The organism is Aminipila sp. (assembly GCF_032051575.1).
Taxonomy (GTDB): Bacteria; Bacillota; Clostridia; order Peptostreptococcales; family Anaerovoracaceae; genus Aminipila.
Map to the genome: position 1 here is coordinate 64,245 of NZ_DAMBYD010000011.1, position 14,354 is coordinate 78,598.

Genomic DNA, 14,354 nt, shown 5'->3' on the forward strand with positions numbered 1-14,354 from the left:
TACTCCTAAATGGATAATATATCAGCCAATTCCATAACCTTCTTGTCATAGTCCCTTTTCATCTGTAAAGCATCGCTTAGTTCATAATGCACGATTTCACTTCCATTTATTCCAACAGCTCTGCTTTCGCTTCCCTCTTGCAATAACTCTACTGCTTTATATGCCATACGGCTGGCTAACATTCTATCTCTGGCAGTAGGCGATCCACCTCTCTGAATATACCCAAGAACTACAATCTTTGTTTCCATTCCCGTTCTTTCTTTTAAAGTCTCCGCTAATTCCTGTGTCGACATATTAATGCCCTCAGCCTTTATAATAATATTGTGCAGTTTCCCTCTGTTTCTTCCCTGTACCATCTTTTTACAAATAGCATTAATATCTACTCCCACTTCAGGTATTAAAATGGTTTCTGCACCCCCTGTAAGTCCCGCATAAAGAGCTATGTCACCACAATGTCTGCCCATCACCTCAATGACTGTAGTCCTTTCATGAGAAGATGAAGTATCACGGATATTACTGATAGCTGAAAGTACAGTATTTACAGAAGTGTCAAATCCTATGGTATAGTCAGTATAACCTAAATCATTATCAATAGTGCCTGGAAGCCCCATCACAGTAACTCCATGCTTTGACAAATCAAGTCCACCCTTTAAGGAACCGTCTCCTCCGATTATTACCAATCCTTCTATTCCAAAGCTTTCCAGCATCTGTTTTGCTCTTTTCTGACCGTCACTGGTCATAAACCGTTCACTTCTTGCAGTTCTGAGAATAGTACCTCCTTTATGAAGGATATCTGAAACGGACGAAATATTCATTTGCTTTATATCTCCGTCAATAAGTCCTTCATATCCTTTTTCAATTCCGTACACTTCCATACCTAAATAAATTGCCCCTCTGACTGCTGCACGAATAGCAGCATTCATGCCTGGAGAATCTCCGCCACTTGTTAATACACCAATTTTTTTCATAACAATTACCTCCAACTCTATATAGTATAGCAATTTTTCTATTTTTCTATTTAAATAGTTTTATAGCTTTACATTTTCTTTTCCCACCAGCCCTTCTATGGCACTGATGAAAGATTTATTTGGATCAACCCATAAATCACGATTTGTTCTGAATTTTTTTCCAGATTCCTCTATATATATCATAACTGGTTTTGGACCTTTGTTGTCCAAAATTAATTCTTTAATTATATTAAAGCACTTTCCTTCTTCCAGATTTCTTGGTACCTTTATTTTCACCGGTATTTCTTTTGAAGATTCACTAAAAGCATCTATATGAAGAATTTTATCCGCCAAGAGTTTAGGAGCTTCGTCCTCTTTAAAGTTTACAGTCCCTTTGATAACCAATATGTTATCTTCTTTAATTAATTGTAAATACTTGTCATACACATTAGGGAACACTACAACTTCTATTTCTCCATAAAGATCCTCAATATTCAAAAATGCCATCTGCTTATTACTTTTTGTTACCAGTATCTTTTTCCCGCTTACAATACCAGCAATAGTAGCTTTCATTCCATCTGTTACATTCTCATTGGTCTCTGCATGAGCTAAATCTTCAGCAGTTACTGAAACCAGCTTATCTATCTGCTCTTCGTAATTCTTTAAAGGATGCCCTGTCAGATAAACCCCTAGTATTTCCTTTTCCATTCCTATTAAAATATCTTGTGAAAAATTAGCAACATCCGGAAGCCTACCCGAAATAGAGTCTACTTCCATTTCTTCACTATTCAGTTGAAATAAAGACATCTGTCCTTCAATATTTTTCTTTGAATTGTTCTGAGCAGACTCCAATAATCCTTCATACACTGCAAGATGCTGGGCTCTGTTTTCACTTAAACAATCAAAAGCACCTGCTTTTATCAAACTTTCAATAGCCTTCTTATTTATCTCATGAATATTTACATTGGATATAAACTGAAAAATGTCCTTTGGTATACCTTTATCCTCTCTGGATTTAACAATTTCATCAATGACTCCTCCCCCAACATTCTTTACCCCTAACAATCCGAAATGTATTTTCCCATCTACAACAGTAAATTTTTTACTACTGTCAACAATGCTAGGTGGAAGTACTTCAATTCCCATTTCATTGCAATTGCGAATATATTTTGCAATTTGAACACCGTCTCCAATGACACTAGTCATAAGTGCTGCCATAAATTCTACAGGATAATATGCTTTTAAATAAGCCGTTTCATATGCAACAACTGCATAGGCAGCAGCATGAGATTTATTGAATGCGTATTCAGCAAAACTGACCATTTGATTAAATATTTCCCCGGCAATAGCTTCAGGTACACCATTTCTTACGCATCCCATTATTTGAATATTTCCCTGCTCATCCTCTTGACCATGAATAAAATATTCTTTTTCCTTAAGCATAACGTCCATTTTCTTTTTTCCCATGGCACGACGCACAAGATCACTTCTTCCATAGGTATATCCGGCTAAATCACGTACAATCTGCATTACCTGTTCCTGATAGACTAAGCAGCCATAAGTTACGGACAAGATTGGCTCCAGACTTTTATGCAGATATACGATTTCTTCTGGATATTTCTTATTTGCAATATATGTAGGAATAGAGCCCATAGGACCTGGTCGGTATAATGAAATTCCCGCCACAATATCTTCAAAGCAGTCTGGATTTAAGTTTTTCATAAACTGTGTCATTCCAGCGCTTTCAAGTTGGAACACGCCTTGAGTATTTCCGCTTGCTATCATAGCATACGGCTTAGGGTCATCATATGTCATTCTTGAAAAATCAATCTGCACTCCATGATTTGCTTCAATCATTTCAAGTGCATCACGGATAACCGTTAAAGTTCTAAGCCCTAAAAAGTCCATCTTTAACAGTCCCAGTTCTTCAATTGTAGTCATGGTAAACTGGGTAGATACCCCTTTTTCTGCTAAATATAGTGGCACATATTCATTTATACTTTTTTTGGATATAACTACACCAGCTGCATGGGTAGAAGCATGTCTTGGCATCCCCTCAATAGCTCTGGCTGTGTCGATTACCTGAGCTACCCGCTTGTCCTTGTCATAGGCAGCTTTTAATTCCGGATTCATCTCTAAAGCTTTTCCTATGGTCATTTTTAAATCAAAAGGAACCGCCTTTGCTATGGCATCTGTTTCTGCATAACTCATATTCAAGGCTCTGCCCACATCTCTTATGGCAGCTTTCGCTTTCATGGTTCCAAAGGTTATAATCTGGGCAACTTTGTCCTCCCCATATTTTTCTATAACATAGTTTATAACCTCTTGTCTTCTTTCGTAGCAGAAATCTATATCAATATCAGGCATACTGACTCTCTCAGGATTTAAAAAACGTTCAAAGATTAAAGAATACTTAATGGGGTCTATATCAGTAATTTTAAGAGCATATGCCACAATACTTCCTGCAGCAGAGCCTCTCCCTGGACCTACCATTATCTTATTTTGTTTAGCATAATTTATAAAATCCCAAACAATTAGAAAGTATTCAACATACCCCATTTTTTCAATGACGGATATTTCATATTCGAACCGCTCCCTTATTTCTATTATTCCTTCGCCATATCTATCTTTAAGCCCAATCTCACAAAGTTCTCTAAGATACTGATTATTGCTTTTTCCTTCAGGAGCTTTAAATTCAGGTAAATGAAGTTCTCCAAATGTAAAATCTACTTTACATTGATCTGCAATTTTCTGTGTATTTTCTATTGCTTCTGGAATTCCTGCAAAAAGAACTTTCATTTCCTGTTCAGACTTCAAATAAAATTGATCATTTGGAAAACGCATACGTTTTTCATCATCAATATTTGTAGCTGTCTGTATACATAATAAAATATCATGTGCAGCTGCATCCTCCTGCCTCACATAGTGCACATCATTTGTAGCAACAAAAGGAATTCCCGTTTCCTCTCTAAGCCTCTTCATATCCGCTAATATTGCATATTCTTCTTCCAGGCCTTGATCCTGAAGCTCTAAATAAAAATTACCTTCTCCAAATATATCCAATAACTCCAAGGCTTCTTCCTTGGCTCCATTATAATCTCTGTTGCTCAACTTTCTCTGAATGTTCCCAGCCAGGCACGCAGATAAAGCTATAAGACCTTTACTATGTTGTCTAAGAACATTTTTATCAATTCTAGGTTTATAATAGTATCCCTTTGTAAAGCCCTCAGAAACAATTTTTATAAGGTTTTGATATCCTTCTTGATTTTTCGCCAAAAGTACTAAATGCCCTTGATACTTATCTTTTTCTGCATCCTTGTCTAACATGGTCCTGGCTGCAGTATAAACTTCGCAGCCTATAATAGGCTTAATGCCCTTCTTTAAAGCTTCTCTATAAAAATCGATAACTCCAAACATTACACCATGATCTGTAATAGCTATTGAATCCATTTCAAGTTCCTTGGCTCTTGCTATCAAATCTTTTATTCTGGCAGCTCCGTCCAGCAGGCTATATTCAGTATGTACATGAAGATGTGTAAATGCCATATGTTTCTCCTTCTATAGTTTTCTTATATTTTACCATATTTATTGCAATAAAAAAAGCCTCAGTGATATTTACTACGATAAAAAAGCCGCAGAAATTCAATCTGCGGCCTCTTTTGTAAATTGATACCTTTTATATAATTTCAGGCATAATAACTTCTATAGTTCTAGTGATTTTTATTGGTTCAGTCAGCTTCACAACTGATTTTAACCCTTCAATGGGCATCTGTAAATTATAGTTTGTATACACCTCGGTTTTCTGAATACTGCTTGAATCCCTATCTTGCAAGTTGTTCACAACATAATCAGGTACTTCCCCATATAAAGTAGTATCTGGTAACTGCCCAAAGGCTAATTGGCTTTCTTTGGTTAAAATCAAACTAATTATTCCAACACCTTTCTCTTCATCAGACCAGTCATAAGCATCAAACCATAATGTTGGAAACCATTCCTGCTCATTAGATGCAACAAAAGCAATTTGTTTCTCCATCTTACTTCCCAGTAAATGATTATCACCCGTATATCCCTGAAGAATACTTAGTTTTTCTGTACCCTCATGATGTAAATCATAGTTAATTCTTAATATCCATCGCTCCGAAACTAAATTATCTAAGTTTATTTGATTATCATTTGCAATTATCAGGCTCTTATGATCTACTGATTTATCTAGTATTTCGCCTAAATCTATGTGTTCACGTCCGGCTCCTGTAAGCATTATACATACAATTACAACTATAGCTAGACATAACACCCGATATTCCTTTTGGAATTTTCCTTTTATCATGGTGTTCCCCCTAATCATTTCATCTCTTGAAAGCTTCATTCTAATTATGAAGTACCCCATGACTGTAATTCAACTATTTACGTTCCAAATTTTTACCCATATTGCGACAGATTAAGTACCCTTATAATAAGAGCCTCTATTTTGTTAATCTGTATATTGCTTCTGCAAATATCTTTGTAGCTTTAACCATTCCTGAAATAGAAATATATTCATCTGCCTGATGTTCTACCGCTGCTTCTCCTGGAAATACTGGTCCAAAAGCCACACTATTCGGTACTGTCCTTGCATAAGTTGCACCACCTATAACTAAGGGTTCACTTTTCATATCTCCTGTGAATTCTTGGTAAACATCCATTAACACTTTTACTAAAGCATGATCTTTAGGTACATATAATGGTGCCAGATGATCCAGTCTTTCAATCGAATATCCCATTGGACCAACTATTGTATCCATACCATTATAAATATCATCTTCCTGCATAGTTGCCGGATACCTAATATTTATAGTTAATCTGGCCTCTGACTCATTAAGTTTGAACTTTCCTACATTAAAATTCAATTTCCCTGATGGTTCATCTTCAAAGCCGCATCCAAATCGTTCACCATGATAATCAAATCCTATTGTATCATTGTAAAACTTTACAAAAGTATTTACCTCTGAATTATTAAATTCAATATCTTTAATTGCTTCAAACAAAATTGTTATTGCATTAAGCCCTTCTTCTGGCATTGCACCATGAGCAGAAATACCTTTTGCCGTTATTTCTAAGGTATCCCCTACTTTTTCACAAACAATATCATGTTTACTGTTTTTCTTATACTCTTCAATTTTATCAGAGATATCTCCACCAGTTATTACAATTTTGGCTCTGTCTGCAACCATGTTGGGCGCATTACCACCTTCAAAGCTAATTAAACGCAGACCAGATTTATTAGTATTATTTAATCTTTTAACTACATCAAATACAATTAGTCCTTTTTCACAGTGTATGACTGGGAAATCCGCATCTGGAGCAAATCCAGAATCTGGTGTTTCCTCATGCTCCATATAGTAATTCATTCCCTTCCAATCCGTTTCTTCATCTAACCCTAAGATTAAACGTATATCCTTTCGGGGCTTAAAGCCAGAGTCTTTAAGTGCTTTCATTGCATAAAACGCTGCCATTGTAGGGCCCTTATCATCAATGGTACCCCTGCCAAACATTTTATCTCCTATTATTTCTCCCCCATAAGGATCATGTTCCCATCCACTGCCTTCTGGTACTACATCAAGATGTCCAATTAATGCAAAAATACCATCACCTTCACCTTTAAACTCAATGTGCCCACCATAATTGTCCACATTCTTTGTTGCAAAACCCTCTCTTTCTCCTAATTCAAGCATGTTATCAAACGCTGCTTGTACTCCTTTTCCAAAAGGAGAGTCTCCTTCGGCCTCACCTGCAACACTTTTTATTGCAATTGCTTTTTTTAGATCCTCTAACATCTGATCTTTATACCCATCAATTAAATCAATGTAATTTTTCATTTCCATCCTCCTTATATACTTATTAATATTTCTGCAATGCTCTATTAATAGTAAAAAAGGCTATCCCAATTATTAATTTCTTTGAGAGAGCCTTTTTAGATTTAAGTTAGTTTATTACCTACTTTACAACTAGTTTTAATCAATATTAACATTATACAGTTGCGACCTGAATGCAAAGGAATACAATTGAAAATGCTACTAAGATTCCCATAAGAGGCATAATAAATTTTATGTATTTATCGTAGTTTACATGAACCAATTGAAGGACTACAAGTACTAAGCCTGTTGGAGTAATGAAGCCCATTGTGCCCTGTCCAAACATATATGCTGTAATAACAACTTCTCTTGGAAGCCCAACAGCATCTGCCAAAGGTGCCATGATTGGCATTGAAAGTACAGCAAGTCCTGATGATGAATTAATGAAGAATCCTAATATAATATAAATAAAGTACATCATAATAGCAAAGGCAAATGGACTCATGCCTTCTACCCAGCCTGACATGGTATTCAATAATGCATCTGATACTAAACCATTTTCTAAGATTCCATTGATGGATCTTGCAACACCACAAATAAGTGCCACACCTATCATATCTCCAGCACCTGCCAAGAATTCATTAACCATATCTCTTTCACTCATGCGCAAAATGATACCCATGATGATAGCAGAAACTAAGAATAAGCCAGTCATTTCGCCAAACCACCAGCCAAGCTTAACTACACCATAAACCATGATTACAAAAGTTAAAAAGAATTGTGTTAATATAATCTTATATCGGCCAGTTAACGCAGGTACTTCAGCCTCACTGCAGTACTTTTCATCAATATAGGCTTTGCTTTCTAAGATAAGTGATTTTTCAGGATTCTTTCTAACCATGTTACCATATCTGATAACATATAATATACAGATAATCGTTCCAACAACAAGTGCTGCTACTCTAATCCCAAATCCTTCCATGAAATTAATACCTGCAGCATTGGATGCAATTACAGTTGAGAATGGATTAACCGTTGAGCACATTGTACCTATAGATGATCCTAAATATACTGCAGCAATACCTACTAAAGCATCATAACCTGCTAATACAAAAATTGGAATAACTACTGCATAAAGCGGAACCGTTTCTTCACACATACCAAAAGTAGTACCACCAAGCGAAATCAACATAGTAATAAGTATAATAAGTATGTATTCCTTCCCTTTAGTTACTCTAGATAATGCTCCCATACCAGCAGCGAAAGCTCCTGACTTATTTAGATAAGCAAGCATACCACCCAGTACAAAAATAAATAAGCTGATGTCAATGGTGTCATATACACCTTTCACTAAAGCTAAAACACAATCAGTAAATCCTTGTGGATTAGATTTAATTGTTTCATAGCTTCCAGGAATACCAATTGGCTTATTAATGCTGCCATCTAAAAATAAGTCTAATCTAGCTTTAATATCAAGTTCATTAAGTGTTGCCTGATCTGCATCCATTGAAGATACACTTCCGTCTGGTGCAGTAATGTCAAACTTTTTCGTATCTTCATTATACAGGAGCTTTGAATATGAACCTGTTGGCATAAATTGGGTGCCTATGGCCGCGATAATTAAAATAATAAACAATACCGTAAATGCCGATGGGAATTGACGCTTTTTCTTTTGTTTAACTGGAGTTCCCTGCTCCATCACATTTTTTTCTTCCATTTTTTCCTCCTCAATTAGGTTATAAGTTCTATTTTTTACTAGTGCACCATGTATTTTATACATTTTTTGAGGTTACTTCAATGGTTTTTGGGAAAAATAAGTAGAATAATTAGAAATTTGTTCCAAATCACAAAATCTAAATTAATTAATGGTGTTTTTATCTGCAAAAAACAAAAGATGACTATCTTAAAGCGTCATCTTTTGCTTTTGCCACTTCCCAAGGGAGCACATCGTCATTTTCTTTTAAATATTCTAAAATATCTGAAACACCTTCCCCTGTGTATGAGCTAATACAAAATATTTTTTCACAACCGGCTAACCTAAGCCATTCTTTGGCCTGTTCCACCTCAGCATCTTTATGATCTATTTTAGTTACAATGCCTATTACTTCTCTCGTTGCAATGGCGCATATGCAAGGGGGATACAAAGAATATGGTTCAATAGCACTAAGCAAAAGCCCTATTACATCTGCTTCATAAGAATAAATTTCTAATGCTCCTGCTAAAGTATTTGTTTCAGCGTATTCACCAGGTGTATCTATGATAACATCATAGTAATTGACATACTGAGTTTTATGATAAGTTATTTTCTCGCCCTTCAAAGCCTGCGTTAATGTAGTCTTTCCTGCCTCACTGCGCCCAACAAGCATAATTTTCCTCATAATTATTTTACCTTCTTGTTATTCTGCACACAGCAAATTCCAATTCGTTTTTGAAGTATGAAACAATCTCCTGAATAGCCGTTTCTACCTCTGAAAGTCTACCTGTAATAATCAATGTGCCACTAAACCGATCTACAAATCCTAGATACACATCTCCCGCCTTGATAGCTATATCACTTGCAATTACTGCTGATTCTGGCGGCGTTACATTTAATATCCCAATTGCTGAGTTGTCAAAATCTATATCAGGATTCAGTCCTAACTTTTTATATACAATAGGCCTTGGCCCACCTATAATATGTGCCAGTGAAATCTGCTTTCCCGGAACACTTTCCTGTATAATTCTAAGCCTTCCTTCTGAATCTTCTGGCAGTAAATCTCTTATATCCATCTTTTACTTCATCTCTTTTCTTTTCATTTTGTAAGATTATTAGTCAGTTCATTTTTTAACATAATTATTAATTATAACATACTGTATAGAATTCTTCAATTTGTTACAATAAAAAACTTAACCCCATTAATGTAATGACTCCTTATAAAAACATTTTATTATTTATCTTATTAAAGAGAAAAAAGAAGCTTAATAGCTTCTTTAACTGCTGCATGTAAAATTTTGTTCATTCACAAATTTTGCTAACTCTTCATTAAATTCATCTTTCTGATCGTAAAATGTTCCATGTCCACTATAATAGAATGGTATGAGCTTTGAATTTATAATACTTCCATTTTGTATTTGACCAAGCTGAAATGGAACAACCTTATCGTGAATCCCATGAATAATTAAAGTTGGAACATTTATTGTCTCTAAATCTGAAAACAGTACTTCATTAATCCAAGTATTTTCAATAGCCGTGGTCGCCCATCCAGATGCCTGTAGCCCCAATTGGAAAAACCAGTCTGAGAATGCCTGAGTAATATGCTGAAAGAAAAAAATATTTCCAAAGTTTTCAAGCATATTAGGCCGATCGTCATACGTCGCTTGAATCATTTGTTCAACTGTTCCCTTATCTAGTCCATAAGGGAAATTAGGACGCTTAATCAGACTGGGCGCTGCTGCGGCAAATAGAGCAAGTTTTGATACGCCATGACCTTTATGCCGGGCCATATATCGAATGGCGATTGCCCCTCCGGTTGAATGTCCTGCCATTGTAATATGATCTAATCCTAAAGCATCAATTACAGCTCTGATATCATCAGCTAATGTGTTATAATCATATCCCGTCCATGGTTTATCTGAATTGCCAAATCCTCTTGTATCTACTCCTATGCATCTGAATCCTATCTTTGGGAGCTGATTAAACTGATATTCAAATAGATTATGGTCTCCAGGCCAGCCATGAATAAACAGGATTGTATTTTCTCCTTTTGGATTAAGATCCTCTACATATATATTTACATTTTCTGCAGTATTAACAAAATATCCCACTAATACCCTCCTATAATCAAATAACCATATTTTATTATTGACTTAAGAAATAATATGTTTGGGTAGATTTTTAAATACCAAATTAAGTAATAAATCTACTTCTGTTTTTATTTTGAAATATTAAAAGGCCCCCTGTTTTTCAGAAGGTCTTTTAATGTTGTTCAGCCTTAAGGAGGAGAACCATCATCCATTGTAAGAAACTGGATGTAGCGATGAAATAACGGAGCAGCTCAATATGAGCAGCTCCGTATCAATTGTTTAGTCATTAAACCCAATGATTGAAAGCGTTGCATTGTTCACGGTTAGTCCCGGAGTTATATCAATAATAGAGTTGGTGCAAATTTCAACAGAGTAAGTGTAATTATCCGGTCTAAGATTACTATCTGCAAGCTGGAATGCAAACGATTCTGATTCCAAGGCAGTTGCCAGAGTTGAGAACGTATACGTAGGGCCGACTTTAATAGTTGAACCATCTGAATTCGTTCTTGTTATTTGGAAATTTAGCGTTACAGAAATTCCAAGCGGCAGACTAATTATACTGGTAAAAATGAGAAGATTGGTTACATCTCTCATCCCAGCAGTTTCAATTGCAGTTGAAACTACGTTAATCGGATCAGCCAACAACGTTGTAATCACCGGCAAGGGACCTGCCCCACCGGTTGAACTGCCAAAAGCAACGGGTCTTACTGTTCCGTTATCGCTAGTAGGATATTGATATCCATTACAATAACCAAGCATACTATTCATAAACGTCTCCTTTTCAGGCTATGATGTGATTTGTTAAATCCAAGCTTCATTGCCCTGTTCCTTCATAGCAAAGAATACAAATTCCTCACTATGTATACCAGTATCTGCATTTCCTTAACTGAGACAGATTCCTGAATAGTTTAAGTTAGTATATGATGTAAATATCGAGAATGCTACTGAATTGATAAAAGACTAAACGCAGCATTTCCATTAGGATGAACCATGTCTGCCGGTACAACAATTTTGTCAAACTCTTGTTCTGTCATGAAGCCCAGCTTCACCACCGCTTCTCTCAAGTTTATATTTTCTTTATGCGCAAGTTTTGCTACCTTAGCTGCATTCTCATAACCTATATGTGGGTTCAATGAGGTCACCAGCATCAATGATTTTTTCATATTTTCATCTATCTTTTCTATATTTGCCCTTATTCCTATAGCACAGTTATCGTTAAAAGAAACCATGGCAGTTGCCATTAAGTTCACGGATTCCAGGAAATTGTAAATGAGAACAGGCATATAAACATTTAGTTGAAAATTTCCCTGGGATGCCGCCAAACCTACCGCCACATCATTGCCCATCACCTGAACACACGCCATTGTCAATGCTTCGCACTGAGTTGGATTTACTTTACCTGGCATAATTGAACTTCCTGGTTCATTTTCAGGGATGATTAGTTCACCGATTCCACATCTTGGTCCACTGGAAAGCCACCTGACATCGTTGGCAATTTTCATAAGATTGCACGCTAACGCTTTGATTGCACCGTGGGCAAATACAAGGGCGTCTTTACTTGTCAATCCATGGAATTTATTATCTTCTGAAATAAACTTCTTGCCTGTAATTTCACTGACCTTTTGAGCTGTCAAAATACCAAAATCTTTATGAGCATTAAGCCCCGTCCCAACCGCGGTTCCTCCAATAGCCAATTGTCTAATCCCAGTTAAAGAATTTTTTATCATGAGTTCACTCTGTTCCAGCATGTTACGCCATCCACTGATTTCCTGACCTAATGTAAGTGGTGTGGCATCCTGAAGATGAGTTCTACCACACTTAATTATATCTTTGTTTTCTACTTCCAACCTTATAAAAGTCTTTTTTAATTTTGAAATAGCAGGGATAAGCTGGTCTTCTATGGCAACTACTGCTGCAATATGCATCGCTGTAGGGAACGTATCATTGGAGCTCTGCGACTTATTTACATGATCGTTAGGATGAAGTATTTTTTCTCCTGCCATTTCATTGCCTCTGCCTGCAATTACCTCATTAGCATTCATATTAGTCTGGGTTCCACTACCGGTCTGATAGACTACTAATGGAAAGTTATCATCCAGCCCACCGTCAATAACTTCATCGCAACTCCTAACAATAGCTTCACCACGCTTTTTATCCAGCATTCCCAATTCCATGTTGGAAAGAGCTGCCGCCTTTTTCAGTATTCCAAAGGCTCGTACTATTTCAACAGGCATTTTTTCTCGGCCTATTCTAAAGTTTTCATAACTTCTTTGTGTTTGTGCCCCCCAGTATTTGTCTGTAGGAACTTTCACTTCCCCCATGGTATCATGTTCTATTCGATATTCCATAATTCCCCCTATTTTCTATTGAAACCCAATCTTACAGCCTCATCAGCAACGGCATTTTACTGCAGCGAGATTTTTTTAACAAAGGCTTTAGCATTATTTATTTGTCTATCTACCTCGCTATATGAAGTTCCTCCGAAACTATTTCTGTTCTTAATGCAGTTTTCAATACTAAACTGGCTTAAATTTTCTAAATCAACAGGGAAGTTAAGCTTGTTCAAATCTTCTTTTATAATATCTGGGAAAGTCTTACCATTTTTCTCACAATACTTAACAAGTTCTCCAACAATCTCATGTGCATCTCGGAATGGAATGTCCCTGCATACCAGAAATTCTGCTACATCTGTTGCTTCAATAAAACCTTTCTTCAATTGCTCCTTCAGAACATCTTCATTAAAGGTTATGTTCTCAAGCATTCTGGCAAAGATATAAATTGTTCTGTCCAAAGTATGAATACTGTCAAAAAGCGCTTCTTTATCTTCCTGGTAATCCTTATTCAAGGTAAGGAATGTTCCTTTTAACATGGTTAAAAGTGTTGTAAGATTCCCAATTGTCCTTGCTGATTTACCACGTACTAATTCGGCAATATCAGGATTTTTCTTTTGTGGCATGATGCTGCTTCCTGTGCAAAAGCTATCATCTATTGTGATAAAATGAAATTCCTGTGAATTAAATACTATTATTTCTTCAGCAAAACTACTTAAATGAGTCATACATAATGCCGCGTTAAATAAGTATTCTGCAAATGTATCTCTTGCACCAACAGTATCAAGCGCATTTTCTGAAGTATTATCAAAGCTCAGAAGTCTTGTTGTTTCATGACGGTCTGTTGGAAGCGTCGTTCCTGCCATTGCACATGCACCCAATGGATTGACATTTAACCTTTTTAAGCTTTCTTCAAATCTCTCATAATCTCTTCTGATTCCTTGAAAATGTGCCATATAATAAAATCCAACGGTCATAGGCTGGGCATGTTGAAGATGCGTAAAGCCTGGCATAATTATATTTGATTCAGCCTCTGCCTTTTTAGTAATTACCTCCAGCAAATCAGCCAAATGATTCATGGTTTTTTTTGTTGCATCACGCAGGAATAGGGTCTCATCCACTACATTCTGATCATTTCTACTTCTGGCTGTATGTAATCGTTTTCCAACATCACCAATTTCCTCTGCCAGTGCCTTTTCGATAATCATCATAATATCTTCATCGATGATGTTAAACTCAATCTCATTATTGTCTAATTTCTTTTCAACAACATCAAGGCCCCTTAAAATTTCATTACAATCTCCCTGACTTATAATTCCTTGTTTTGCAAGCATTTGAACATGAGCCTTACTGCCCATAATGCTATACTTATATAACTTATGGTCAAAACTTATTGACTCATTGTAATCTGCCGTAAAATTGTCCATTTGTTTGGAGAAACGTCCTCCCCATAAATTTGCCAT

11 protein-coding genes are annotated in these 14,354 nt (G+C 36.2%); all 11 read right to left on the reverse strand.

Annotation, left to right across the window (positions count from 1 at the left end; genetic code table 11):
* Positions 1-5: 5 nt before the first annotated feature.
* A complete protein-coding gene (pfkA, locus tag RTW14_RS15015) occupies positions 6-968 on the reverse strand; it encodes a 6-phosphofructokinase (RefSeq protein WP_312652877.1) in 963 nt (320 codons plus the stop codon).
* A 60-nt stretch (positions 969-1,028) separates the two neighbouring features.
* The gene (locus RTW14_RS15020; protein ID WP_312652879.1) at positions 1,029-4,493 is read right to left on the reverse strand and encodes a DNA polymerase III subunit alpha; all 3,465 of its coding nucleotides are present in this window, start codon (positions 4,491-4,493) and stop codon (positions 1,029-1,031) included.
* A 130-nt stretch (positions 4,494-4,623) separates the two neighbouring features.
* Positions 4,624-5,274 carry a hypothetical protein gene (locus tag RTW14_RS15025; RefSeq protein WP_312652881.1) on the reverse strand — a complete coding sequence of 217 codons (651 nt, stop codon included), beginning with the start codon at positions 5,272-5,274 and terminating at the stop codon, positions 4,624-4,626.
* A gap of 136 nt (positions 5,275-5,410) precedes the next feature.
* Positions 5,411-6,802, reverse strand: coding sequence for a dipeptidase PepV (pepV, locus tag RTW14_RS15030; RefSeq protein ID WP_312652883.1), 1,392 nt, complete (start codon positions 6,800-6,802; stop codon positions 5,411-5,413).
* A gap of 151 nt (positions 6,803-6,953) precedes the next feature.
* Positions 6,954-8,495 (reverse strand): YfcC family protein, encoded by a 1,542-nt coding sequence (locus tag RTW14_RS15035; RefSeq protein WP_312652885.1) that lies wholly within the window; start codon positions 8,493-8,495, stop codon positions 6,954-6,956.
* A 181-nt stretch (positions 8,496-8,676) separates the two neighbouring features.
* Positions 8,677-9,156: a EutP/PduV family microcompartment system protein gene (locus RTW14_RS15040; protein WP_312652887.1), complete on the reverse strand. Its 480-nt coding sequence runs from the start codon at positions 9,154-9,156 to the stop codon at positions 8,677-8,679.
* A 7-nt stretch (positions 9,157-9,163) separates the two neighbouring features.
* Positions 9,164-9,547, reverse strand: coding sequence for a BMC domain-containing protein (locus RTW14_RS15045; protein WP_312652889.1), 384 nt, complete (start codon positions 9,545-9,547; stop codon positions 9,164-9,166).
* Between the two features lie 201 nt (positions 9,548-9,748).
* Positions 9,749-10,582: an alpha/beta fold hydrolase gene (locus RTW14_RS15050; protein WP_312652891.1), complete on the reverse strand. Its 834-nt coding sequence runs from the start codon at positions 10,580-10,582 to the stop codon at positions 9,749-9,751.
* Between the two features lie 258 nt (positions 10,583-10,840).
* A complete protein-coding gene (locus tag RTW14_RS15055) occupies positions 10,841-11,329 on the reverse strand; it encodes a DUF4489 domain-containing protein (RefSeq protein ID WP_312652893.1) in 489 nt (162 codons plus the stop codon).
* 173 nt (positions 11,330-11,502) lie between these two features.
* Positions 11,503-12,909 carry a class II fumarate hydratase gene (fumC, locus tag RTW14_RS15060; RefSeq protein ID WP_312652896.1) on the reverse strand — a complete coding sequence of 469 codons (1,407 nt, stop codon included), beginning with the start codon at positions 12,907-12,909 and terminating at the stop codon, positions 11,503-11,505.
* A 56-nt stretch (positions 12,910-12,965) separates the two neighbouring features.
* On the reverse strand, positions 12,966-14,354 hold the full coding sequence (gene argH / locus RTW14_RS15065) for an argininosuccinate lyase (protein ID WP_312652898.1): 1,389 nt from the start codon (positions 14,352-14,354) through the stop codon (positions 12,966-12,968).